We start from the raw sequence: 24,581 nt of genomic DNA on the forward strand, positions 1-24,581 counted from the left end.
ATTGTGGGGTGGGTGGTCGCAGCGCGCAGCCCCCGCCCTCGGGTGATTGAAATAGGAGAGTCGTCGCATGAATCGCGAATTGTTGATGTTGGTTGAGGCCATTTCGCGCGAGAAGAACGTGGAGCGTGATGTGGTCTTGGGCGCCGTGGAGTCGGCCCTGGCCCAGGCTACCAAGAAGCTGTACCAGGGCGAGGTGGACATTCGCGTGTCGATTGATCGCGACAGCGGCAATTACGAGACTTTCCGCCGCTGGCTGGTGGTGCCCGACGACGCCGGTCTGCAGAACCCCGAAGCCGAAGAGCTGCTGATGGATGCCAAAGAGCGCATCCCGGACATCGAGGTGGGTGAATACATCGAAGAGGGCGTCGAGTCCGTGCCCATCGGCCGCATCGGTGCCATGGCTGCCAAGCAGGTCATCCTGCAGAAGATCCGCGACGCAGAGCGCGAGATGCTGCTGAACGACTTCATGTCGCGCGGCGAAAAGATCTTCACCGGCACCGTCAAGCGCATGGACAAGGGCGACATCATTGTCGAATCCGGTCGTGTGGAAGGCCGCCTGCGCCGCAGCGAAATGATCCCCAAGGAAAACCTGCGCAGCGGCGACCGCGTGCGGGCCATGATCATGGAAGTGGACCTGACCCTGCGTGGCGCGCCCATCATCCTGTCGCGCTCGGCACCTGAGTTCATGATCGAACTCTTCCGCAACGAAGTGCCCGAGATCGAGCAAGGTCTGCTTGAGATCAAGTCCTGCGCCCGTGACCCCGGCTCGCGCGCCAAGATCGCCGTGCTGAGCCACGACAAGCGTGTGGACCCCATCGGCACCTGCGTCGGCGTGCGCGGCACCCGCGTGAACGCGGTGACCAATGAACTCGCTGGCGAGCGCGTGGACATCGTGCTGTGGTCGGAAGACCCGGCCCAGTTTGTGATTGGCGCGCTGGCTCCGGCCAATGTGTCCTCCATCGTGGTCGATGAAGAAAAGCATGCCATGGACGTGGTCGTGGACGAGGAAAACCTTGCCATCGCTATTGGCCGGGGTGGTCAGAACGTGCGCCTGGCGTCCGATCTGACCGGCTGGAAGATCAACATCATGGACGCCGCCGAAAGCGCGCAAAAGCAGGCCAACGAGACCGACACGGCCCGCAAGCTGTTCATGGAAAAGCTGGATGTGGACGAGGAAATCGCCGACATCCTGATCTCCGAAGGCTTCAACAGCCTGGAAGAAGTGGCCTATGTGCCGCTGCAGGAAATGCTGGAGATCGAAAGCTTCGACGAAGACACCGTGAACGAGCTGCGCGCCCGCGCCAAGGATGCGCTGCTCACCATGGAAATCGCCCGTGAGGAAAGCGTGGAAGAGGTCTCCCAGGACCTGCGCGATCTCGAAGGCCTCACCCCCGAGCTGATTGCCAAGTTGGCCGAGGGCGGTGTGCACACACGTGACGACCTGGCCGACCTGGCCATTGATGAACTGACCGACCTGACCGGACAGTCTGCAGAAGAAGCCAAAGCCTTGATCATGAAGGCGCGCGAACACTGGTTCGCGGGGCAAGAGTAAAGGTCAGGGAGGCACGAACCACATATGTCCAGTAACACTGTCGCCGAGTTCGCCACCGAACTCAAAAAATCGCCTGAAACCCTGCTCGACCAGCTCAAGGCTGCGGGCGTGGGCAAGGCTGCCCCCTCCGACGCGTTGACCGAGTCGGACAAGCAGAAGCTGCTGGCTTACCTGCAGGCCAGCCACGGCACGGCTTCGGCCGACCGCAAGAAGATCACGCTGGTCAAAAAGTCCACCAGCGAGATCAAGCAGGCCGATGCGACGGGCAAGGCCCGCACCATCCAGGTGGAAGTGCGCAAGAAGCGCACGTTCATCCAGCGCGACGAAGGCGCAGAGGCCACGGCCGAGTCCCAGGCCACGGCTGCGGTGGAAGAGCCCGCCGTGTCGAGCGAAGACCTCGAACTTTCTCGCCGCGAGGAAGAAGCCCGCCGCCAGGCCGAGCTGATCCGTCGCCAGGAAGCGGAGTTGGCCGAGAAGCGCGCAGAGCGCGAAGCCCGCGAAAAGCGCGAGCGCGAAGCCGAAGAGCGCGCTGCCGCCTACGCCGCCCAAGAAGCCGAAAAGAAGGCCCAGGCCTCTGCCGTGAAGCAGGAAGCCACGCGTGAGCAGGCGGCTGAAGCTGCTGCGCGCGCCGCCGCCCAGACGGAAGCCCGCGAAAAGGCCCAGGCAGAAGCCAAGGCCCGCGCGGACGAAGAGTCTGCCCGTGCCCGCGATCTGGAAGAGCGCCGTCGCAAGGCCCTGGCCGAGGCAGAGGCCATTCGCGCCATGATGGCCACGCCCAAGAAGGCGGTCATGGTGGCCAAGAAGCCCGAGGAACCCAAGCCAGCGGCCAAGCCTGCTGCCGTGGGCGACGCCAAGAAGGGTACTCTGCACAAGCCCGCCGTTGGTACCGGTGGTGCGCGTACGGCAGCGGCTGCCCCTGCCACTGCAGGCGCTCCCGGCGCTGGCAAGGAAGTCAAGTCGGCCAAGCTGTCGTCCAGCTGGGCCAACGACACCGCCAAGAAGAAAGAAATCAAGACCCGCGGCGACAGCAGCGGGGGCGTGGGCCGTAACAACTGGCGTGGTGGCCCCCGTGGCCGTCGTGGTGACAACCGCGACCAGCGCGATGACCACCAGAACGCAGCCCCGGCAGAAGCCCGCATCATTGAAGTGCATGTGCCTGAAACCATCACGGTGGCAGAGCTGGCACACAAGATGTCGATCAAGGCTTCTGAAGTCATCAAGGCCTTGATGAAGATGGGCCAGATGGTCACCATCAACCAGCCGTTGGACCAGGACACCGCCATGATCGTGGTGGAAGAAATGGGCCACAAGGCGGTGGTGGCGGCGCTGGACGATCCAGAAGCCTTCACCGACGACGATGCAGGTCAAAAGGACGCCGAGCTGCTGCCACGCGCGCCGGTCGTTACCGTCATGGGCCACGTGGACCACGGCAAGACCTCGCTGCTGGACTACATCCGCCGCGCCAAGGTCGCTGCAGGCGAAGCCGGCGGCATCACGCAGCACATTGGTGCCTACCACGTGGAAACGCCACGCGGCATGGTGTCGTTCCTCGATACCCCCGGTCACGAGGCCTTCACGGCCATGCGTGCCCGTGGTGCCCAGGCGACCGATATCGTGATTCTGGTGGTGGCTGCCGACGACGGCGTCATGCCCCAGACCAAGGAAGCCATCAAGCACGCCAAGGCGGCCAAGGTGCCGATCGTGGTGGCCATCACCAAGGCGGACAAGCCCGATGCCAACCCCGACCGCGTCAAGCAAGAGCTGGTGGTGGAAGAGGTGGTGCCTGAAGAGTACGGTGGCGATTCGCCCTTTGTGGCCGTGTCTTCCAAGACCGGCATGGGCATCGACGACCTGCTGGAGCAGGTCCTGCTGCAGGCCGAAGTGCTGGAACTGAAGGCGCCGGTCGAAGCCATGGCCAAGGGCCTGGTGATCGAAGCCCAGCTGGACAAGGGCCGCGGCCCGGTGGCCACGGTGCTGGTGCAGTCCGGTACGCTGAAGGTGGGCGATGTGGTGCTGGCTGGCCAGACCTCCGGCCGCGTGCGCGCCATGCTGGACGAAAACGGCAAGCCCGCCAAGACGGCTGGTCCGTCGATCCCGGTGGAAATCCAGGGTCTGTCGGATGTGCCGCAGGCCGGTGACGAGTTCATGGTGCTGTCTGACGAGCGCCGTGCGCGCGAAATCGCGACCTACCGCGCGGGCAAGTTCCGCAACACCAAGCTGGCCAAGCAGCAGGCCGCCAAGCTGGAGAACGTGTTCAACGAGATGACTGCGGGCGAGGTGCAGACCCTGCCCATCATCATCAAGGCGGACGTGCAGGGCTCGCAGGAAGCACTGGCAGCCTCGCTGCTCAAGCTGTCCACCGACGAGATCCGCGTGCAGCTGGTCTATGCCGGCGTGGGCGGTATCAGCGAGTCCGACGTGAATCTGGCGATTGCCTCCAAGGCCATCGTGATCGGCTTCAACGTGCGTGCCGATGCCGGTGCGCGCAAGCTGGCCGAGTCGAGCGATGTGAACCTGCATTACTACAACATCATTTACGACGCCGTGGATGAGTTGAAGGCCGCCATGTCCGGCATGCTGGCCCCCGAGCAGCGCGAAGAGGCCCTGGGTACCGCCGAGATCCGCACGGTGTTCGTGGCTTCCAAGATCGGTACGGTGGCGGGTTCGTACGTCACCTCCGGCCAGGTCACGCGCAACTGCAAGTTCCGCCTGCTGCGCGACAACGTGGTCATCTACACCGGCGAAGTCGAGTCTGTGCGCCGCCTCAAGGACGATGTCAAGGAAGTCAAGGAAGGCTTCGAGTGCGGTATCAAGCTGCGCAACTACAACGACATCAAAGAGGGCGACCAGCTGGAGTTCTTCGAGATCAAGGAAATCGCGCGGACGCTGTAAGGCGAACGGGATACAAGCGACAACATGGCTGCGAAGAAATCATCCACCCCCAACCGTGCCTTCAAGGTGGCCGACCAGATCCAGCGCGATCTGACGGAGCTGATCGCGCGCGAGTTGAAAGACCCGCGCGTGGGCATGGTGACGCTGCAGGGCGTGGAAGTCACTCCCGACTACGCCCATGCCAAGGTGTTCTTCAGCCTGCTGACGGGCGACCCGGTGGAAACCCAGGCAGCGCTCAACCAGGCTGCCGGGTTCCTGCGCAACGGTCTGTTCAAGCGTTTGCACATCCACACCGTGCCTACGCTGCATTTCGTGTTTGACCGCACCTCCGAGCGTGCGGCCGACATGAACGCCTTGATCGCCAAGGCGGTGTCTTCGCGCGCGAAAGAGGACTAGTCCATGCACGCGCCACGCACCAGGGTGCAGCGGCGCCCTGTGCATGGGGTGTTGCTGCTCGACAAACCGCTCGGCCTTTCGAGCAATGACGCCTTGCAAAAGGCGAAATGGCTGCTGCGCGCCGAGAAAGCGGGCCATACCGGCACGCTCGATCCGCTCGCGACGGGCGTGTTGCCGCTGTGCTTTGGCGCGGCCACCAAGTTCAGCCAGCTGCAGCTGGATGCTCCCAAGACCTATGAAGCCGTGGCGCTGCTGGGTGCCACGACGACCACTGGCGATGCCGAGGGCGATGTGGTCGAGCGGCGTGAAGTGCTGCCCGAGCTGGTGACGCCAGAGCGCCTAGCCGCCGTCCAGCAGCAGTTCACCGGCCCCATTCGCCAGGTGCCTCCGATGCACAGCGCGCTCAAGAAGGACGGCAAGGCGCTGTACGAATATGCACGTGCCGGCGTCACGGTGGAGCGCGAAGCACGGGACGTGGTCATTCATGCCCTCAGGCTGGCGCTGGTGCAAACAGACCAAGCGCAGCTAGCTATCAAAATAATAGTGACCTGCAGCAAAGGCACCTACATCCGTACGTTGGGTGAAGACATTGGTGCTGCATTGGGCTGCGGGGCACATCTCACCTTTCTGCGCCGCATCGATACGGGCGGGCTGGGCGTGGAGCGCTGTGTCACGCTGGCGCAGCTGGAGGCGATGCCTGAAGCGGAGCGTCTGGCCAGCCTGGAGGCGCCAGAATCGCTGCTGGCACAACACGTGCGTGTCACGCTGAACAGTGACAATGCAGCCCGCTTCCTGTCGGGCGTGCGTCGCCGTGGCAACTGGCACGATGCCAGTGCCGTTGCCGTGTTTGGCGAGAACCCTCCGGTGCTGCTGGGGGTGGGCCACATCGTGGGCGGGGAGCTGGTGCCGGACAGGCTCCTGAGTCCGCTGGAAATTCAACAAATCTTGGAAGGCACGCCGCATCCCGCGTCCATGGCGCACAGCGGCACATTGGAAAAACTATGACTAAACAAATCCGCAACATCGCCATCATCGCCCACGTTGACCACGGCAAAACCACCATGGTCGACCAACTGCTGCGCCAATCCGGCACCTTTGCCGACCACGAAAAAGTGGTCGACACCGTGATGGACAACAACGCGATTGAAAAAGAGCGTGGCATCACCATCCTGGCCAAGAACTGCGCCGTGAGCTGGAAAGGCACGCACATCAACATCGTCGACACCCCCGGCCACGCGGACTTCGGCGGCGAAGTGGAGCGTGCCCTGTCCATGGTGGACAGCGTGGTGCTGCTGATCGATGCGCAGGAAGGCCCCATGCCCCAGACGCGTTTCGTGACCAAGAAGGCCCTGGCCCTGGGCCTGCGCCCCATCCTGGTGGTGAACAAGGTGGACAAGCCTGGCGCCAACCCCGACAAGGTGGTGAACGCTGCGTTCGACCTGTTCGACAAGCTGGGCGCGACCGACGAGCAACTGGACTTCCCCGTGGTGTATGCCTCGGGCATCAACGGCTGGTCGTCGCTGGAAGAGGGTGCTCCTGGTGAGCAGTGGGGTCCCGACATGTCGGCCCTGTTCGACACCATCCTCAAGCACGTGCCACCAAACTCCGGTAACCCTGACGCGCCCCTGCAGCTGCAGATCTCGGCGCTGGACTTCTCCAGCTTCGTGGGCCGCATCGGTGTAGGCCGCATCAGCCAAGGCACGCTCAAGCCCGCACAGGACGTGCTGGTGATGGAAGGCCCCGATGGCAAGACCACCAAGGGCCGCGTGAACCAGGTGCTGACCTTCCAGGGGCTGGACCGCATGCAGACGCCCCTGGCAGGCCCGGGCGACATCGTGCTGATCAACGGCATTGAAGACATCGGCATCGGCGTGACCGTGACCGACCCGGCCAACCCCGCGCCGCTGCCCATGCTGAAGGTGGACGAGCCCACGCTGACCATGAACTTCTGCGTGAACACCTCGCCCCTGGCCGGCCGTGAAGGCAAGTTCGTGACCAGCCGCCAGATCTGGGACCGCCTGCAAAAGGAACTGCAGCACAACGTGGCCCTGCGCGTGAAGGAAACCGACGAAGAAGGCGTGTTCGAAGTGATGGGCCGTGGCGAACTGCACCTGACCATCCTGCTGGAAAACATGCGCCGCGAAGGCTACGAGCTGGCCGTGTCCAAGCCCCGCGTGGTGTTCAAGGACATCGACGGCGTCAAGCACGAGCCTATCGAGCTGGTGACGGCTGACATCGAAGAAGGCCACCAAGGCGGCGTGATGCAAGCCCTGGGCGAGCGCAAGGGCGAGCTGGTGAACATGGAGTCTGACGGCCGTGGCCGCGTACGCCTGGAATACCGCATCCCGGCCCGTGGCCTGATCGGTTTCACCAACGAATTCCTGAACCTGACGCGCGGTTCGGGCCTCATCAGCAACATCTTCGACAGCTACGAGCCGCACAAGGGCGATATCGGTGGCCGCAAGAACGGCGTGCTGATCTCCATGGACGACGGTGAAATCTTCACCTACGCGCTGGGCAAGCTGGACGACCGTGGCCGCATGTTCGTGAAGGCCAACGACCCCGTGTACGAAGGCATGATCGTCGGTATCCACAGCCGCGACAACGACCTGGTGGTGAACGCCACGCGCACCAAGCAGCTGACCAACTTCCGCGTGTCCGGCAAGGAAGACGCGATCAAGATCACGCCCCCGATTGACCTGACGCTGGAATACGGTGTGGAGTTCATCGAGGACGACGAACTGGTCGAGATCACGCCCAAGTCCGTGCGCCTGCGCAAGCGCCACCTGACGGAAAACGAGCGCAAGCGCGCCGCCCGTTCCTGATGGATCGGCGGGTCGGTCCATCGATGGATCGATAGACTGACCGTTTCCGACAAGGGCCACTGCAGCGCAGTGGCCTTTTTTCCGTCTGCAAGTTGGAACCCATGTTGAAACTCACACATTCCCGCGCCGTGGTGCTGATGGTGGCCGTGACCCTGATGTGGTCCATCGCCGGTGTGGTCACGCGCCACCTGGAGCATGCGGCGAGCTTTGAGGTGACCTTCTGGCGCAGCTTCTTCACGCTGCTGGCGCTGCTGGTCATCCTGCCCGTGCTGCAGGGCAGGGCGGTGTTTGCCTCCATGCGCCATGGCGGGCGGGCGCTGTGGATCTCGGGCGTGTGCTGGAGCGTGATGTTCACGGCGTTCATGGTGGCGCTGGTGCTGATGCCAGTAGCCAATGTGCTGGTGACCATGTCGGTGGGCCCCTTGCTCACGGCGCTGTTGGCACGGGTGTTCATCGGCCACCATATCGCTCCCCGCACCTGGGCCGCCATTGCGGTGGCAGGGCTGGGCATTGGCTGGATGTACGGTTCGCAAATGGCCGGCCTGCCGCTGCTGGGCACCCTGGTGGCCCTGTGCGTACCGGTGGCGGCGGCGGTGAACTGGACGGTGGTGCAGCACTCGCAGCGCCATGGCCATGCGGTGGACCTGGTGCCGGCGGTGCTGGTGGGTGCGGTGATCTCGGTGGTGGCCACCCTGCCGCTGGCGTTGCCGTTTCAGGCATCTTTTTACGACCTGGGGCTGCTGGCCCTGCTGGGCGTGGTGCAATTGGCGATTCCCTGCGTGCTGGCGGTGCGCTGCGGCAGGGTGCTCAAGGCGCCCGAAATGGCGCTGCTGGGTTTGCTGGAAGTGATTTTCGGCATCCTGCTGGCATGGCTGGGTGCGGGCGAGAAGCCTGCGCCTGCCGTGCTGACCGGAGGCGCACTGGTCATCGGTGCGCTGGTTTTCAATGAACTGTTGGGTTGGAAGGAACAAAAATGACGGAGACGGTTGTGTCTGAAGTGTTGAGCGAAATGCGTGGCCAGGTGGGCTTCATCACCCTGAATCGTCCACGGGCGCTCAATGCCCTGTCGCTGGGCATGGTGCGTGACCTGATGGGCATCCTGCTGGCATGGCAGAACGATGCGCGGGTGCTGGCGGTGGCCATTCGTGGCAGCAACAAGGAAGGCCCGTTTGGGGCTTTCTGCGCGGGCGGCGATATCCGCTTTCTGCACCAGGCAGGCAGCCAGGGCAACCCGCTCATCGAGGATTTCTTCACCGAGGAATACGCGCTCAACCACCTGATCCACAACTACGCCAAGCCCTACATCGCGTTCATGGACGGCATCGTGATGGGGGGCGGCATGGGTATCAGCCAGGGCGCCGCCCTGCGCGTGGTGACCGAACGCACCAAGATGGCCATGCCCGAAACCGCGATTGGCCTGTTCCCGGACGTAGGTGGTGGGTACTTTCTGAGCCGCTGCCCCGGCCGGGTGGGCGAGTGGCTGGCCCTGACGGGCGACACCATCGGCGCAGGCGATGCCATTGCCTACCAGCTGGCCGATGGCTGCATGCCGTCAGACCGGCAGGCGGCGGTGTGGGACGCCCTGGCCACACAAAGCTTTGCAGATGGCGCGGCTATCAAGGCCTATGTTGCTTCTCAATTTGTAGCAGCTCAGGCAAGCGGTTCTAGCGCTCAGACCGATATTGACCAATATTTTGCGCTGCCGACCGTTGGCGAGATCGTGCAGGGGCTTGAAGCGGCTGACAGCGACTGGGCGCGTGCCACGGCCGCCACGCTGCGCAAGCGTTCGCCACTGATGCTGCATGTGGTGCTGGAACAAATCCGCCGCGCCCGCACTATGGGCCTGGCCGACGACCTGCGCATGGAGCGCGACATGGTGCGCCACTGCTTCTTCCTGCGCCCGGGGCAAAGCGAGACCGTCGAAGGCATCCGCGCCCTGGCTGTAGACAAGGACCATGCGCCCCGCTGGAATCCCGGCCGCATTGAAGACGTGACGCCGGACATGGTCACTCCGTTCTTTGCCAGCCCCTGGCCTGTGCACGCCCATCCGCTGGCCCATCTGGCCTGACCGGCGAAGGCTGTAGTCGGGCGTTTGGGTTGCGCACCAAGCGGCTGTTCAAGACCTCTGAGGGCGCATGCATCGGTGATCGCGGGCCGGGAGGCCTGCGATCTGCCTGCCATGACGGCTGCGATGTTCCCGCTTTTATGGGTTCAATTGCTGGTACACGGCAGTGGCCAGGGCCAGCAGATCGGGCCGCGAGAGCTGCCCGCTCAGCGCATAGCCAAAACCCCCATCTGTCCAGTAAAAGCCGGGCACAGGGCCTTCCTGCGTGAACTGGAACGCGGTAGCGGGGGCCGCCGCCAGCGTCGATTCCCTGCTTTGTGGCGCGCCGCCTTTGTTTTCGCCCGCAGGGCGGGGCGAGGACGGCGCCAGAGCGCCCAGGTACAGCGTGATGCGCTGGCCGGCGCCATTCTGGTACATGAACTGCGCGCGCACGCCCGTGTCGCCCGGCAGCAAGCGGCCACCCACCAGTTCATAGCCTTGCGCACCGAGCGCGGGGACTTTGAGGGGACGGTCCAGGCGCTTGGACAGCCATTGCACCAGATGGTCTTGCTGGGCGGCAGTGACCTCTACCGGGTGCCGTACCTCGGGTTGGTACACCGCGTGGGCCACCGAGGCCTGTTGTGCAAAGCGCTGTGCCGGTTCGGCAGCCACCAGCGTGGTGCCCTGGCCCGCAGCAATGGTTTGACCGGACATCCCGGCGGGCCAATGGCTGCGCCCCGTCCAGCCCAGCACAAAGGCCAGCAACACGGATGCAGCCATTCCACCCCAGCGCCACCATTGCGCGTATTGCTCGCGTCGGTCGGTGGCACGCTGCGCTGCGGCCAGCAGGGCGTCGGGCACGGGGGCTTGGAGCAGGTCCTGGTGCAGGGCCTGCAGACGCTGCCGCTGCGTCTGCCAGTGGGCCAGCGTGGCCTGGGCCTCCTCATCGTCCCGCAGTTGCTCGCGCAGCGCCTCGGCCTGCGCAGGGGTCAACTGGCCGTCCACAAGGGCGTGCCAGGCGCTGGTTTCTTCAGCGCGCGGTGGAGGGGCAGGGTGCTTGGGGTCCATGGCGGGGGATCGGGTCTGGGGGCTATTTGAGGCGACGCAGCACCGGCGTGGTACTGCCCGCAGCCATCACGGTGTTTGGTTGGGTGGCGGCTGTAGGGCCTGACGCGGGTTCACGGTCCATGAGCACCCGCAGGCGCGTGCGGGCCCGCGACAGGCGTGACATGACGGTGCCCACCGGAATGCCCAGGATGCGTGCCGTGTCTTCGTAGCCCATGTCCTCCATCGCCACCAACAGCAGCACGGCCCGCTGGTCGGCGGGCAGGCGCTGGAGACAGCGCTCCAGGTCCAGCGCATCGTCCGACCGGGGCGGCGTGCCGGGCAGCTGGTCTTGAACTTCGTCGATGTCCAGGGTTTGCATCGGGGGCAATGCGCGGCGCTGGTTGAGGTACAGGTTGTGCATCAGGGTGAACAACCATGCGCGCAGGTCGCTTCCGGTGCGCCACAGCAGCCATTTGCTGCAGGCCCTCTCCAGCGTGTCCTGCACCAGGTCATCGGCCGCCCAGGCATCGCCTGTCAGCACCCGCGCGTAGCGGCGCAGGGCGGGCAGCTGTTCGATAACCTGGGAGCGGTTCATTCCGCGCGAAGCCTGGGGTGCGCTGACCGGTTTGTTATGGCCGCGCGGTGCGCCAGACCTGGTTCACTCCGTCGCCCGTCTTGTCCCCGGGCTTGGCGTCCTTGGCCCAGTAATACAGCGGTTTGCCCTTGTAGGCTAGCTGGGTCTTGCCATCGTCGCGGGTGATCACGCTGTAGTCAGCGCCCGGGGCCTTGCTGGCCATCAGTGGCGGCCAGTTGGTGGCGCAGGGGCCGTTGCACACCGATTTGCCGCTGCCGGCCACATCGCGGTCAAACGTGTAAAGGGTCATGCCGTTTGTGCCGACCAACACGCCGTCCATGGTCTTCACGGGCGAGGTGTCCATGGCGGCGCAGCCAGCCAGAGCAACGGCTGCGACGAGGGTGGTCATCGAGATCAGTTTCTTCATGGGTTTCTCCAGAGGGTGGTGCAGGCAAAGGCGAATGCTGCCTTGCACCGGGACAAACACATGGACGCTGCGGTTTATTCCACAGCATCGCAAAAAAATCTCAAGGTCCGGTCTGGGTACGCACAGACCCCATCGTGCAGCAGACTCAGCGGCTGCGGCTCTTCATGGCGCGTTCCACTTCGCGCTTGCCCTCGCGGTCCTTGATGGTGTCGCGCTTGTCGTGCTCGGCCTTGCCCTTGGCCAGCGCGATTTCGCACTTCACGAAGCCGTTCTTCCAGTGCAGATTGATGGGCACCAGGGTGTAGCCCTTTTGCTCGACCTTGCCAATCAGCCGTTTGATGTCATCCTTCTTGAGCAGCAGCTTTTTGGTGCGCGCCGATTCCGGGTTGACGTGGGTGGACGCTGTCTTGAGCGGGTGGATCAGGCAGCCGAGCAGAAACAGTTCGCCATCGCGGATCAGCACATAGCCATCGGTCAGCTGCACCTTGCCCTCGCGCAGCGCCTTGACCTCCCAGCCGTGCAGCACCATGCCCGCCTCGTGGCGCTCCTCAAAGAAGTAGTTGTAGGCCGCTTTCTTGTTGTCGGCAATGCGGGATGTGGGATCGGGTTTTTTGGCCATGTAGTTCAGATGCGGCGCCCTGCGGGAGATAAAAGGCCTCCCTACATACAATTGTGGCCGTTCAGAGACCCGTGATTCTAGTTTCCCTGGCCGCCTTTCCCTTCTGAAAGCCGCGCGCCCATTGCCTGCATGAAAACCGTCCACAAGTCCGTCCTCATTTGGTACAGCCCCGAAGAGATGTTTTCCCTGGTCACCGGGGTGGAGCACTACCCGCAGTTCCTGCCTTGGTGCGACCACGCTGCGGTGCTGGAGCAGACCAGCGAGGGCATGACCGCTGAGGTGGGCATTGCGTTCAGCGGCATTCGCCAGACCTTTGTCACGCGCAACACGCACGAGGCGGGCAAGCGTGTGCAGATGCATCTGGTGAAAGGACCGTTTTCACGGCTGGACGGAGATTGGCACTTTCATCCCGTGGGGGACGGCACGCAGCGTGCGTGCAAGGTGGAGCTGCTGCTGAACTACGGGTTTGACAGCGCTGCGTTGGCCGCGCTGGTGGGGCCGGTGTTCGATCGCATCGCGGGCAGCATGGTCGATGCCTTCGTCAAGCGCGCGGAACAGGTCTATGGCTGAGAAAGGCCCCGGCGCCCCGGCGACCCTCGCCATCTCCGTGGTCGTCTGCCTAGCGCCGCGCGAGGTGCGGGAATGGGTGCTGGATTTGCCGGTGGGCGCTACCGTGGCGGATGCCCTGCGCGCCAGCTGTGGGGTGGAGGCGGGTGATGCGCCGTCCGTTGGCATCTGGGGCCGTGCCGCCAGCCTGGATGCGGTGCTGCAGCCCCTGGACCGTGTGGAAATCTACCGCCCGTTGAAGGTGGACCCCAAGGTGGCCCGCCGGGAGCGTTTTGCCCGCCAAGGCGCGCGCACCACCGGGCTGTTTGCGCGGCGCCGGCCCGGGGGCAAGTCGGGCTACTGAATCTCACGTGCTGGGCGGCGGGGGAGGCCGAAGCAGCACGTCACTCAGAACTCAGCGTACGCAGTCGCTTGCGACGATCTCGTCGATGCGCTTGGCCTCTGCCGCGCGGGCGGGGCCATCCAGGAAGATTTTTTCGCCCTGGGCATTGGCTTGGGTGATGGGCTTGCCTGCGTCGAACGCTGCTTTGGCCGCACGTGCGCGGGTGCAGTTTTCGGCTTTGGCCTTGGCGATCTTTTCGTCTTCAGCCTTTTTCTTGGCGGCTTCCGCGGCCTCAGCCTGGGCCTTCTTTTCTTCCAGCTCCTTGTCCTTGCCCGCGCCGGCAGCGCTGGCTGCGGCCTTGGGCGCTGCTGCCACGGCAGGGGCTGCATCGGAGGCTGCGGGTGCGGCAGGGGTCGCTGCACGTGCCGGACGGTTGCCGCCTGGCTGCTTCAGGATGCTTTTTTCAGGAATGTCGGGTGGCGGGGGGCGGTCGCTGAAGACCTTGCGACCGTCTTTGTCTGTCCACTGCCATTGCGCCGCCGCGCCCATGGCCCAGGTGCAGGCCACGGCCAGCAGGAGAAGCTTGTGCATTTTCATTCGGACAAGTTTATCCATGTGATTCCCCCCCCGCCAGTGCGTTGGAGATGGGTGGGCGCGTTTTCGCCACATGCGGCGCGGGTACAATCCGTTTTTTGGAGCTTTCTCATGCGCCTTCTTGGAAAAGCGCTCACCTTCGACGATGTGTTGCTGGTGCCAGCGTACTCCCAGGTCCTGCCCAAGGACACGTCCCTCGCGACGAAACTCTCCCGCAATATCCAGCTGAACCTGCCGCTCGTGTCCGCCGCCATGGACACCGTGACCGAAGCGCGCCTGGCCATTGCCATTGCCCAGGAGGGCGGCATCGGCATCGTGCACAAGAACCTCACGGCGCAAGAGCAGGCTGCCCATGTGGCCAAGGTCAAGCGTTACGAGTCCGGCGTGCTGCGCGACCCGGTGGTGATCACGCCCGAGCACACGGTGCTGCAGGTGCTGCAGCTGTCCGAGCAGTTGGGCATCTCGGGCTTCCCGGTGTGCGACGGTGGCAAGGTGGTCGGTATCGTCACGGGCCGCGACCTTCGCTTCGAGACCCGCTACGACGTTAAGGTCCACCAGATCATGACCCCGCGTGAGAAGCTCATCACGGTCAATGAAAAAGAGGGCACCACGCCTGCACAGGCCAAGGCGCTGCTCAACAAGCACAAGCTCGAACGCATCCTGGTCGTGAACGACGCCTTTGAACTCAAGGGCCTGATCACGGTGAAGGACATCACCAAACAGACCAGCTTCCCCAATGCGGCGCGCGACGCCGCTGGTCGCCTGCGTGTGGGCGCTGCGGTGGGCGTGGGCGAGGGCACCGAAGAACGCGTCGAAGCACTGGTCAAGGCCGGTGTGGACGCCATCGTGGTGGACACGGCCCACGGTCACAGCAAGGGTGTGATCGACCGCGTGCGCTGGGTCAAGCAGAACTATCCCCAAGTGGACGTGATCGGCGGCAACATCGCCACCGGCGCCGCTGCGCTGGCACTGGTTGAGGCCGGTGCGGATGCCGTCAAGGTCGGTATCGGCCCCGGCTCCATCTGCACCACCCGCATCGTGGCCGGCGTGGGCGTGCCCCAGATCATGGCCATCGATAACGTGGCTACGGCGCTCAAGGGCACAGGCGTGCCGCTGATTGCCGACGGCGGCATCCGCTACAGCGGCGACATCGCCAAGGCCCTGGCCGCTGGCGCAGGCACCGTGATGATGGGCGGCATGTTTGCGGGTACTGAAGAAGCACCTGGCGAGGTGATCCTGTTCCAGGGCCGCAGCTACAAGAGCTACCGCGGCATGGGCTCCATTGGCGCCATGCAGCAGGGCAGCGCGGACCGCTACTTCCAGGAATCGAGCACGGGCAACCCCAACGCTGACAAGCTCGTGCCTGAAGGCATTGAAGGCCGTGTGCCCTACAAGGGCTCCATGGTCAGCATCGTCTACCAGATGGCGGGTGGCGTGCGGGCATCCATGGGCTACTGCGGTTGCGCCACCATTGAAGAGATGAACAACAAGGCCGAGTTCGTCGAGATCACGACCGCCGGTATCCGCGAAAGCCACGTGCACGACGTGCAGATCACCAAGGAAGCGCCGAACTATCGCGCTGACTGATCGTTGTTGATCCAATCTGGCCTGATTGAAAAAATCTGGTCAGAATGATATAGTCTGGTCTGAATTTATTTTTCAGGCCAGACTTTTCTGTTTTGGGGCCCGCGTTTCCATGCAGTCCGTTGGTATCTACGAAGCCAAAAGCCGGTTCTCCGCCCTGATCGAGCTGGTCGAGCAGGGTGAGGAAGTGCGCATCACGCGTCACGGCAAAGAGGTGGTGCGCATGCTGCCCGTGCGCCGTCGCCCCGTCATCACCGACGAGCAGATCGCCCGCGAGCTCGGCCAGATTGATGCGCTGCATGCCAGCATCCGCTCCGTGGCTGAAGCCGCGAATCCCGATACGTTACGCCGCCAGGGCAGGGCTACTGCATGACTGCGTTCGTCCTCGACGCCTCCGTCACCGCCGCCTGGCTGCTGCCCGACGCGGCCAGCGAACACACCCGCCGCCTCTACACCCTGATCCGCCGCGACGAGGTCGAGCCTCAGGCACCCAACCTCTGGCAGTGGGAATGCAGCAACCTCATCAGCAGCGGCGTGCACAGCGGCCGCATCCCGGCTGTCTCGGTCGAGGGTTTGTGGAGCGTGCTGGAGGCGATCCGACACCGCGTGGAGCTGCACGACCTGGCCCCCGCGCAGCACAAGGCCGTGATGGACGTGGCGCTCGACACCGGCCTGCCCACCTTTGATGCCGCCTACCTGTGGCTGGCGCGGTCGCTGCGCCTGCCGCTGGCCACTTTCGACCCCCAGCAGATCGCTGCCGCCCAGCGCAGCGGCGTCCCGCTTCTTGATCTCTCCAGCCTCTGACGGACCACCACCATGCAACACCAGAAAATCCTCATCCTCGATTTCGGCTCGCAAGTCACCCAGCTCATCGCCCGCCGCGTGCGCGAGGCCCATGTGTACTGCGAAGTGCACCCCTGCGATGTGACGGACGAATGGATCCGTGACTACGCCAAGGACGGCTCGCTCAAGGGCGTGATCCTGTCGGGCAGCCACGCCAGCGTGTACGAGGTGGACGACAAGGCACCCAATGCAGTGTTCGAGCTGGGCATCCCTGTGCTGGGCATCTGCTACGGCATGCAGACCATGGCCCAGCAGCTGGGCGGCAAGGTTGAAGGCTCCAACACCCGCGAATTTGGCTACGCCGAAGTGCGCGCGCACGGCCACACCGAGCTGCTCAAGGGCATTGAAGACTTCGCCACGCCCGAAGGCCACGGCATGCTCAAGGTGTGGATGAGCCACGGCGACAAGGTCACTGCGCTGCCGCCGGGCTTCAAGGTGATGTGCTCCACACCGTCGTGCCCCATTGCTGGCATGGCCGACGAAAGCCGCCACTACTACGCCGTGCAGTTTCACCCCGAAGTCACCCACACCGTGCAGGGCCGCGCCTTGCTGGAGCGTTTTGTGCTGGGCATCTGCGGCACCCGTGCAGATTGGGTCATGGGCGACTACATCGAAGAAGCCGTCCAGAAAATCCGCGAGCAGGTTGGTGACGAAGAAGTGATTCTGGGCTTGTCGGGCGGTGTGGATTCGTCGGTGGCGGCAGCGCTCATCCACCGCGCCATTGGCGACCAGCTCACCTGCGTGTTTGTGGACCACGGTCTGCTGCGCCTGAACGAAGGCGACATGGTAATGGACATGTTCGAAGGCAAGCTGCACGCCAAGGTCATCCGAGTGGACGCCAGTGACCTGTTCCTGGGCAAGCTGGCCGGCGTGAGCGAACCCGAGCAAAAGCGCAAGATCATCGGCGGCCTGTTTGTAGACGTGTTCAAGGCCGAAGCCGCAAAGCTCAAGGCCGGCACCGGCGGCCACAAGGGCGCCACCTTCCTGGCCCAGGGCACCATCTACCCCGACGTGATCGAATCCGGTGGTGCCAAGAGCAAGAAGGCCGTCACCATCAAGAGCCACCACAACGTGGGTGGCCTGCCCGAGCAGCTGGGCCTGAAGCTGCTGGAACCGCTGCGTGATTTGTTCAAGGACGAAGTGCGCGAACTGGGCGTGGCTCTGGGCCTGCCGCCCGACATGGTCTACCGCCACCCGTTCCCCGGCCCCGGCCTGGGCGTGCGCATCCTGGGTGAGGTGAAGAAGGAATACGCCGACCTGCTGCGCCGTGCCGACGCGATCTTCATCGAAGAGCTGCGCAACTTTAAGGACGACGCCACCGGCAAGACCTGGTACGACCTCACCAGCCAGGCCTTTACCGTGTTCCTGCCCGTCAAGAGCGTGGGCGTGATGGGCGACGGCCGTACTTATGACTACGTGGTGGCCCTGCGCGCCGTGCAGACCAGCGACTTCATGACCGCCGACTGGGCCGAGCTGCCTTACGCGCTGCTCAAAAAGGTGTCGGGCCGCATCATCAATGAAGTGCGCGGTATCAACCGCGTGACGTACGACGTGAGCAGCAAGCCACCAGCGACGATCGAGTGGGAGTGAGTAAGGGTAAATCAAAATACTGTTTATTTAAACAGTATTGACACACAATGCAACGGATCTTCCGGAGATTCGTGTGCCATGTCCCAGCTTCACGATCTCTACTATTTTCTCTTCCCTACGCCGCTTGCCGCCGAGACGGCCAAGGAGTTGCTGCGGCGCCTCCAAGGCCCCCGTTGTGCGGGCAGAGGCGAGCCCATGTCCTTGGATCGGCTGCACATCACGCTCCATTACCTGGGGCGCTTCCTGAACAGCATCCCCCGAGAGGTAATCGACTTGGCGCTGGCGGCGGGTAGCGCCATGGACAACGAACCGTTTGGGGTCCGCCTCGACGTGCTGCAGTCCCGGGGCGGCTTTGAAAAGGGGACTTTCGGCACTGTCGAGCTGGCGCCACAAGCGGGCGCTGCGCGTGAATTGCGAGGATTTCAACATGCGCTTGGCAACACGATGCGCCGCATGGGGTTTGCAGAGACTCAGATCCGCAGCCATTTCAACCCGCACATGACTTTGCACTACAAGCACGAACGCATTGACCGGATGGTGGTCGCTCCCGTAGCGTGGACCGTGACACAGTTTGCCTTGGTAGACAGCCTCTACGGCCTGGGCAGGCATGATGTGCTCGCGCTGGACCTTGAAGGCACGGCAACAGGTCTTTCTTGACTGGTGACCTTGCGAAGCAAGCGGATACCCATGTGGACTTGCTGTGCTGCATCGTGGTGCGGAAGCTTCCGCAGCTACCATCCTCTGAGGTCATTGGCTCTCTCATTTCTTCATGACGACATTTCACGATTTCTGGTCAGGTTGTGGTTTCCAAACGCTGGATCGAGATGCCCGTGGCTGGCTGCCCCCCACCGACGGATACCTGCGTTGGCTGCTGGCCCGACCAGAGCTGGCGCTGGTGCCAGAGTCATGCGCTGCTGAGATCGCACTGCATGAATCGCTGAAGGAGTCACCCGCGCGGGCGGTCGCCTCGGCGGAGCTGGCTGCTTTGCAGGACGACGACGCCCGCGAGAACTACACCGTGTTCCTGCGCTTCCGCGATGGCCTGCTGGCCGCCGGCACGCTGGAGGCTTATTACCTGCAACTCATGCGCAGTGGGGCGGTGAACGTGCCCGCCGTATTCATCGACGCCGTGGTGCAGGCCCTGTTGCGCAATGTGCTGGATGACTGCAATGATGCCTTTGAAGCCCGCGCCGCGGAGATGCTGTTTCGGCCCCAGCGCATCACATTGCAAGACGGGCAAATGCTGGCAGGCGACCGGGATACGCTCGACATGCTCAACGAGACTGTGGGTCTGGGCGAGGTGGGGCGTCTGCTGCTGCAAAGTGGCGCGCTGCAGCCCACAGCGCAGGTCAAGGTGTTGTCTGCCGACAATGCGGCGCAATATTGGCTGGAGAGCGATCGCCACCACTTTCTGCTCGACCTGACCCACGAGCTGACGCAGGACCTGAGCCATGGCCTGACCTTCAAGATGACCCGTGCGCGCTCGGGCCTGAAAGCGCTGGCCCGTGTGCTGGAGCGCTGGGTGGCGCATCTGCTGGGTGTGCAGGTGCATGTCGAGCCAGTGCACCAGGTCACCGACAGCGCGTGGCGCTGGCATGTGGGGCTGGATGTGGAGTCCACTGCCATCCTCAACGACCTGTACCAGGACCGCCCGGTGGAGGCCGAGCGCATGCAGCGCCTGGTGAGCCTGTTCACGCTGACCTTCGCCAACCCGGCCGAGATGCGGGCCGACGTGGCGGGCAAGCCGGTGTACTTGGGGCTGGCGACCAACGCCGAGGGCGTGGTGCGCATCAAGCCGCAGAACCTGTTGCTCAATCTGCCGTTGGCATCGGCATCTTGATTGCTATTGAATCTATAGCTGCTAGCGCATGATTAAAAGGCGCTAGCAGCCCATTTGATTCAAAAATGCTTTCCTCGGTTGGTAGCCCGGCAAGTGGCCCTCATCCAATCGTCATTAGGCTTGCGTTTCCGCCAGCTGCTGCGGTGTTCACGCTCAGCGCCCGCTCGATCAACAGGCGCTCCAGCGGGATGTTGGTAGCACCGGGCTGCAGCGCGGTCACGCCCACGATGGGCCCAGGGCGGTGGGCGAGGCTGGTGCATACGGCTTGCAGCGATGCGGCGTCGCCATGGTGCAGCACGGCGTCCAATGCCACGGCGCCATCGCTCAGGGCGTTGTCTTGCTGCATGACCTGGACCTGCACGTGGGTGGGCAGCTTTGCGCGCAGCCCGGCGTGGGGGCTGGGCCACAGGGCGGTGCCCCCGCTGGCGAGCACGGCTGCCGTCTGCACCAGCAGGTCGTCCGCGCTTTGCGCCATGCACAGCACGCGGGCGCGGGGCGCCAAGGTGTAGACGTTGCGCTCGCCGGTGGGGCCGGGCAGGGTGCGGGCTGTGCCGCTTTGGGTTTGCTGGGCAAAGCGCTGGCAGGTGCTGGCCAGGGCCGCATTGCCTTGTTGCCGGGCCCATTGCTGCAGGGTGGCCAGGGGCGCCAGCAGACGCTCGCGTACAGCATCCTCCGGTGGCGTGGCGCGGTCAGCGTCTGCAAAAGTGCGGGCCAGCGCATCCGCCGGACGCTGCGACAGCAGGCGCAGCAGGTACAGCGGCCCGCCCGCCTTGGGGCCCGTGCCTGACAGGCCTTCGCCACCAAAGGGCTGCACGCCCACGACGGCGCCGACCATGTTGCGGTTCACGTACACGTTGCCGGCATGGGCGCGGTTGACCACGCGGGCAATGGTTTCGTCGATACGGGTGTGCACGCCTTGTGTGAGGCCGTAGCCGGTGGCGTTGATCTGGTCGAGCAACTGGTCCAGGTCGTTGCGCGCGTAGCGCACCAGGTGCAGCACGGGGCCGAAGACTTCTCGCTGCAACTCGCCGATGTGGTTCAGTTCGATCAGGGTAGGGGGTACAAAAGTGCCCGGTGCGCTGACGGCAGAAACGTGATTCGGGTGCTGGAACACACGGTGGCCTTGGGCCTTGAATTTTTCGATGTGCTGGGTGATGCCTGCTTGCGCCTCGGCATCAATGACGGGGCCCACGTCCACGCGCAACTCGGCGGGGTTGCCCACGCGCAGTTCGCCCATGGCGCCCTGCAGCATCTCGACCACGCGGTCGGCAGCTTCTTCTTGCACGCACAGCACGCGCAGGGCGGAGCAGCGCTGGCCAGCGCTGTCAAAGGCGGACGACACCGCATCGCCCACCACCTGTTCCACCAGCGCGGACGAATCCACGATCATCGCATTCTGCCCACCCGTTTCGGCAATCAGCGGGATGGGGCGGCCTGCGGCATCGAGGCGGCCGGCCACCGTGCGCTGCAGGATGCGGGCGACTTCGGTGGAGCCGGTGAACATCACACCCATCACGCGGGCGTCGCCAATCAGGCGGGCACCGACCGTTTCGCCCTGGCCGGGCAGCAACTGCACGGCGGCGCGAGGTACACCGGCCTGCCACAGCAGGCGCACGGCTTCGGCGGCGACCAGCGGGGTTTGCTCTGCCGGCTTGGCCAGCACGGGGTTGCCTGCGGCCAGCGCTGCCGCCACCTGGCCCATGAAGATGGCGAGCGGGAAGTTCCAGGGGCTGATGCAGGCCACGGGGCCGAGCGGGATGTGGGTGGCGTTGTCGAAGGTGCTTTGCACCTGGGCCGCGTAGTAGCGAAGGAAGTCCACCGCCTCGCGCACCTCGGCCACGGCGTTGCTGGCGCTCTTGCCCGCTTCACGCATCAGCAGGCCCAGCAGGGGCTGCATGCGCTCTTCCAGCAGGTCGGCGGTGCGCAGCAGGGCGGCGGCGCGCTCAGCCGGCGGTGTGGCGGCCCAGGGGGCTGCGGCGGCCTGGGCGTGGGCCAGGGCCTGGTCTACGTCGGCGGTGGTGGCTTCTTGCACCTGGCCCACCACGTCGTTGTGGTCAGCGGGGTTGCGCACGGGCTGGGTGGTGCCTGCGGGCACATCAGCGGCCAGCAGGGGCGCTGCCGTCCAGGTGTGGCTTGCCGTGGCTTGCAGAGTGGTGGCCAGCTCGGTCAGCGTGTTTTCGTTCGACAAATCCAGCCCGCGCGAATTGCTGCGGTGGGCTCCGTACAGCGCCGCTGGCAGCGGAATGCGAGGGTGGGGCAGGCCGGCAGTGCCTTCGGTGGCGGCTTGTTGATCCACTACTTGCACGGGGCTTTTCACCAGCTCGTCGAGCGCAATGGTTTCGTCGGCAATGCAGTTCACGAACGAGGTGTTGGCGCCGTTTTCGAGCAGGCGGCGCACCAGGTAGGCCAGCAGGGTTTCGTGCGTGCCCACGGGGGCGTAGATGCGGCAGGGGCGGCCCAGCTTGCCAGCCGTGATGGCGCCTACCACTTGCTCGTACAGCGGCTCACCCATGCCGTGCAGGCACTGGAACTCGTACTGCCCGGCGTAGTAGTTGCTGCCCGCCAGGTGATAGATGGTGGCCAGCGTTTCCGCGTTGTGCGTGGCGAATTGGGGGTACACAGCCTCGGGCGCGGCCAGCAGCTTCTTGGCGCAGGCGATGTACGAAATATCGGTGTGCACCTTGCGGGTGTAGACGGGGTAGTCCGTGAGGCCATCGACCTGGGCGCGCTTGATTTCGCTGTCCCAGTACGCGCCCTTCACCAGGCGCACCATCAGGCGGCGCTGGGTGCGGCGGGCCAAGTCCACCACGTAGTCGATGACGAAAGGGCAGCGCTTTTGGTAGGCCTGGATGACGAAGCCGATGCCGTTCCAGCCTGCCAGCGTGGGCTCGTGGCACAGGCGTTCCAGCAGGTCCAGCGACAGCTCCAGCCGGTCGGTTTCTTCGGCGTCGATGTTCAGGCCAATGTCGTACTGCTTGGCCAGCACCGTCAGGCGCAACACCAGCGGGTACAGCTCGTCCATCACGCGGTCGAACTGTGCGCGGCTATAGCGCGGGTGCAGGGCCGAGAGCTTGATGGAGATGCCGGGGCCTTCGTAGATGCCGCGCCCGGCAGAAGCTTTGCCAATCGCGTGGATGGCTTGCTCGTACGACGCGTAGTAGCGCTTGGCATCTTCGCTGGTCAGTGCGGCTTCGCCTAGCATGTCGTACGAATAGCGGAAGCCCTCGGCCTCCATCGTGCGGGCGTTGCGCAGGGCTTCGTCAATGGTCTCGCCGGTCACAAACTGCTCGCCCATCATTCGCATGGCCATGTCCACGCCCTTGCGGATCAGGGGTTCGCCGCCCTTGCCGATCAGGCGGCTGAGCGAGCTACCCAGGCTGCTTTCGCTGTGCGTAGCCACCAGCTTGCCGGTAATCAGCAGGCCCCAGGTGGCGGCGTTGACGAAGAGCGATGGGCTCTTGCCCAGGTGGGCATCCCACTGGCCGTGGCTGATCTTGTCGCGGATGAGCGCGTCGCGTGTGGCTTTGTCGGGAATGCGCAGCAGCGCCTCGGCTAGGCACATCAGCGCCACGCCTTCTTGTGACGACAGCGAGAACTCCTGCAGCAACCCTTGCACGATGCCCGCGCGCCCGGCGCTGGCATTGCGTTCACGCAGCGCCTTGGCGATTCGCAGGGCCAGTTGCTCGGCCGCTGCGGCTTGATCGGCCGGCAGGCGGGCCTGGGCCAGCAGTGGGGCCAGGGCCTCGGGCTCGGGGCGGCGATAGGCGGCGGTGATGGCGGCGCGCAGCGGGTTGTTCAGCGGTGTGCGGGGCGCGAAGTCTGCAAACGGGGCGGAGGGCTGCGTCATGGCGATGTCTTTCGGTGGTTTGGAGGGCCAAACAAGGCGTTGGGCGTGTTACTGGCGATGATCCTTGGGTTGCTGGTGAATAAATGTTCGAAAATGGCGGTTCAGGCAGAATAAATCGCTAATACAAATGCAAACAGAACCCGATCTGGACCGCATCGACCGCAAGATCCTGTCAATCCTGCAGGAGGACGGACGCATTGCCAACCTCAAGCTGGCCGAGGCCGTGGCCCTGTCGCCCACGGCCGTGCTGGCACGGGTGCAGCGCCTCACGCGCGATGGCTTCATCCTGGGCTACGAGGCGCGGCTCAACCCGCTCAAGCTGGGCGCGGGCATGCTGGTGTTTGTGGAGGTGCTGCTGGACCGCACCACGCCCAACGTGTTCGACCAGTTCAAGGCGGCGGTGCAGGTGCACCCCGAGATCATGGAATGCCACATGGTGGCGGGCGGGTTCGACTACCTGCTGAAAACCCGGTCCGCCGACATGAACGCCTACCGCGTGTTTGCGGGCAATGTGCTGTGGCAGCTGCCAGGAGTGCGCGAGACGCGGACCTATGCGGTGATGGAAGAGGTCAAGCACACCAACCATCTGTACCTGCGCTGACCGCGCACGGTGCGCGTACACCCACCGGATTGGCGGTGCTGGCAGAAGCCCGCATAATTCCCTGCAGATTTGCTTGCATGAGGAGCCACACCATGACGACCGCTTTTCCCTATGCCGCCGCAGCCCTGGTGGCTGCCCTGTTCAGCCAGACGGCCGCTGCATCCTGCTACGTCGTCTATGGCCCCGACAAGGACATCGTGTACCGCGCCCCGGAGCCGCCAGTGGACATGTCGCGGCAGATCCACGAAACCCTGCCGCTGGTGGCGCCAGGCTCGACCCTGGTGTTTTCTCCCGACAACTTTGGCTGCGAGCTCACCATCAACAAGCTGCCGCTGACGGCTGTGTCCGCGCCCGGTGGCATGCGGCCTGCGCGCGCTGACCGGGGCTGATCGGGGCTGACATGGGCAGTTCGCCCGG

The 24,581-nt window shown here is 64.4% G+C and carries 23 protein-coding genes; 17 read left to right on the forward strand and 6 right to left on the reverse strand.

Annotated features, from left to right (window positions below; all coding sequences use genetic code 11):
* The first annotated feature begins 67 nt into the window (after positions 1-67).
* The 7 genes from nusA (at position 68) to ACODSM_RS19345 (ending at position 9,733) form a co-directional block, all read left to right on the forward strand.
* Positions 68-1,552, forward strand: a complete 1,485-nt coding sequence (gene nusA, locus ACODSM_RS19315) for a transcription termination factor NusA (RefSeq protein ID WP_015014652.1) — start codon at positions 68-70, stop codon at positions 1,550-1,552.
* A gap of 24 nt (positions 1,553-1,576) precedes the next feature.
* Positions 1,577-4,444, forward strand: coding sequence for a translation initiation factor IF-2 (infB, locus tag ACODSM_RS19320; RefSeq protein ID WP_488806565.1), 2,868 nt, complete (start codon positions 1,577-1,579; stop codon positions 4,442-4,444).
* A gap of 24 nt (positions 4,445-4,468) precedes the next feature.
* The gene (gene rbfA / locus ACODSM_RS19325) at positions 4,469-4,840 is read left to right on the forward strand and encodes a 30S ribosome-binding factor RbfA (protein WP_008904004.1); all 372 of its coding nucleotides are present in this window, start codon (positions 4,469-4,471) and stop codon (positions 4,838-4,840) included.
* A 3-nt stretch (positions 4,841-4,843) separates the two neighbouring features.
* A complete protein-coding gene (gene truB, locus ACODSM_RS19330) occupies positions 4,844-5,845 on the forward strand; it encodes a tRNA pseudouridine(55) synthase TruB (RefSeq protein ID WP_488806566.1) in 1,002 nt (333 codons plus the stop codon).
* Positions 5,842-7,665 (forward strand): translational GTPase TypA, encoded by a 1,824-nt coding sequence (typA, locus tag ACODSM_RS19335; protein WP_488806567.1) that lies wholly within the window; start codon positions 5,842-5,844, stop codon positions 7,663-7,665. Before truB ends, typA begins: the two co-directional genes overlap by 4 nt.
* Before the next feature lie 101 nt (positions 7,666-7,766).
* Positions 7,767-8,642 carry a DMT family transporter gene (locus ACODSM_RS19340; protein ID WP_291442423.1) on the forward strand — a complete coding sequence of 292 codons (876 nt, stop codon included), beginning with the start codon at positions 7,767-7,769 and terminating at the stop codon, positions 8,640-8,642.
* Positions 8,639-9,733, forward strand: coding sequence for an enoyl-CoA hydratase/isomerase family protein (locus ACODSM_RS19345; protein ID WP_488806568.1), 1,095 nt, complete (start codon positions 8,639-8,641; stop codon positions 9,731-9,733). The genes ACODSM_RS19340 and ACODSM_RS19345 overlap by 4 nt, the downstream gene beginning before the upstream one ends.
* 135 nt (positions 9,734-9,868) lie before the next feature.
* On the opposite strand, the gene ACODSM_RS19350 is transcribed toward ACODSM_RS19345, so the two are convergent.
* The 4 genes from ACODSM_RS19350 to smpB form a co-directional block, all read right to left on the reverse strand.
* On the reverse strand, positions 9,869-10,777 hold the full coding sequence (locus ACODSM_RS19350) for an anti-sigma factor family protein (RefSeq protein WP_110961253.1): 909 nt from the start codon (positions 10,775-10,777) through the stop codon (positions 9,869-9,871).
* A 22-nt stretch (positions 10,778-10,799) separates the two neighbouring features.
* Complete coding sequence (locus tag ACODSM_RS19355; RefSeq protein ID WP_110961254.1) at positions 10,800-11,351, reverse strand: RNA polymerase sigma factor; 552 nt, start codon at positions 11,349-11,351, stop codon at positions 10,800-10,802.
* A gap of 34 nt (positions 11,352-11,385) precedes the next feature.
* Complete coding sequence (locus tag ACODSM_RS19360; protein WP_203422363.1) at positions 11,386-11,757, reverse strand: COG4315 family predicted lipoprotein; 372 nt, start codon at positions 11,755-11,757, stop codon at positions 11,386-11,388.
* A 145-nt stretch (positions 11,758-11,902) separates the two neighbouring features.
* Complete coding sequence (smpB, locus tag ACODSM_RS19365; protein ID WP_015014643.1) at positions 11,903-12,376, reverse strand: SsrA-binding protein SmpB; 474 nt, start codon at positions 12,374-12,376, stop codon at positions 11,903-11,905.
* Between the two features lie 129 nt (positions 12,377-12,505).
* On the opposite strand from smpB, the gene ACODSM_RS19370 reads away from it, so the two are divergent.
* On the forward strand, positions 12,506-12,946 hold the full coding sequence (locus ACODSM_RS19370; protein ID WP_015014642.1) for a type II toxin-antitoxin system RatA family toxin: 441 nt from the start codon (positions 12,506-12,508) through the stop codon (positions 12,944-12,946).
* Positions 12,939-13,286: an RnfH family protein gene (locus ACODSM_RS19375; RefSeq protein WP_488806569.1), complete on the forward strand. Its 348-nt coding sequence runs from the start codon at positions 12,939-12,941 to the stop codon at positions 13,284-13,286. The genes ACODSM_RS19370 and ACODSM_RS19375 overlap by 8 nt, the downstream gene beginning before the upstream one ends.
* A 51-nt stretch (positions 13,287-13,337) precedes the next feature.
* On the opposite strand, the gene ACODSM_RS19380 is transcribed toward ACODSM_RS19375, so the two are convergent.
* Complete coding sequence (locus tag ACODSM_RS19380) at positions 13,338-13,862, reverse strand: DUF4124 domain-containing protein (RefSeq protein ID WP_110961257.1); 525 nt, start codon at positions 13,860-13,862, stop codon at positions 13,338-13,340.
* Positions 13,863-13,970: 108 nt separating this feature from the next.
* On the opposite strand from ACODSM_RS19380, the gene guaB reads away from it, so the two are divergent.
* The 6 genes from guaB to ACODSM_RS19410 all read left to right on the forward strand — a co-directional run bounded on the left by guaB (position 13,971) and on the right by ACODSM_RS19410 (position 19,716).
* The gene (guaB, locus tag ACODSM_RS19385) at positions 13,971-15,446 is read left to right on the forward strand and encodes an IMP dehydrogenase (RefSeq protein WP_015014639.1); all 1,476 of its coding nucleotides are present in this window, start codon (positions 13,971-13,973) and stop codon (positions 15,444-15,446) included.
* A 109-nt stretch (positions 15,447-15,555) separates the two neighbouring features.
* Positions 15,556-15,816 (forward strand): type II toxin-antitoxin system Phd/YefM family antitoxin, encoded by a 261-nt coding sequence (locus tag ACODSM_RS19390; RefSeq protein ID WP_488806570.1) that lies wholly within the window; start codon positions 15,556-15,558, stop codon positions 15,814-15,816.
* On the forward strand, positions 15,813-16,247 hold the full coding sequence (locus ACODSM_RS19395) for a type II toxin-antitoxin system VapC family toxin (protein ID WP_488806571.1): 435 nt from the start codon (positions 15,813-15,815) through the stop codon (positions 16,245-16,247). The genes ACODSM_RS19390 and ACODSM_RS19395 overlap by 4 nt, the downstream gene beginning before the upstream one ends.
* A gap of 12 nt (positions 16,248-16,259) precedes the next feature.
* Positions 16,260-17,876: a glutamine-hydrolyzing GMP synthase gene (guaA, locus tag ACODSM_RS19400; RefSeq protein WP_488806572.1), complete on the forward strand. Its 1,617-nt coding sequence runs from the start codon at positions 16,260-16,262 to the stop codon at positions 17,874-17,876.
* Between the two features lie 78 nt (positions 17,877-17,954).
* Positions 17,955-18,533 (forward strand): 2'-5' RNA ligase family protein, encoded by a 579-nt coding sequence (locus ACODSM_RS19405; RefSeq protein ID WP_488806573.1) that lies wholly within the window; start codon positions 17,955-17,957, stop codon positions 18,531-18,533.
* A 112-nt stretch (positions 18,534-18,645) separates the two neighbouring features.
* A complete protein-coding gene (locus ACODSM_RS19410) occupies positions 18,646-19,716 on the forward strand; it encodes a DUF6352 family protein (protein WP_488806574.1) in 1,071 nt (356 codons plus the stop codon).
* Between the two features lie 100 nt (positions 19,717-19,816).
* Here the strand turns inward: ACODSM_RS19410 and putA are convergent, their stop codons facing one another.
* A complete protein-coding gene (gene putA / locus ACODSM_RS19415; RefSeq protein ID WP_488806575.1) occupies positions 19,817-23,563 on the reverse strand; it encodes a trifunctional transcriptional regulator/proline dehydrogenase/L-glutamate gamma-semialdehyde dehydrogenase in 3,747 nt (1,248 codons plus the stop codon).
* A gap of 127 nt (positions 23,564-23,690) precedes the next feature.
* Here putA and ACODSM_RS19420 point away from each other — a divergent pair, with 127 nt between their 5' ends.
* Complete coding sequence (locus ACODSM_RS19420) at positions 23,691-24,164, forward strand: Lrp/AsnC ligand binding domain-containing protein (RefSeq protein WP_015014569.1); 474 nt, start codon at positions 23,691-23,693, stop codon at positions 24,162-24,164.
* 92 nt (positions 24,165-24,256) lie between these two features.
* The gene (locus ACODSM_RS19425; protein WP_015014568.1) at positions 24,257-24,553 is read left to right on the forward strand and encodes a hypothetical protein; all 297 of its coding nucleotides are present in this window, start codon (positions 24,257-24,259) and stop codon (positions 24,551-24,553) included.
* The last annotated feature ends 28 nt before the right edge of the window (positions 24,554-24,581 follow it).

Source organism: Acidovorax sp. FG42, from assembly GCF_057809195.1.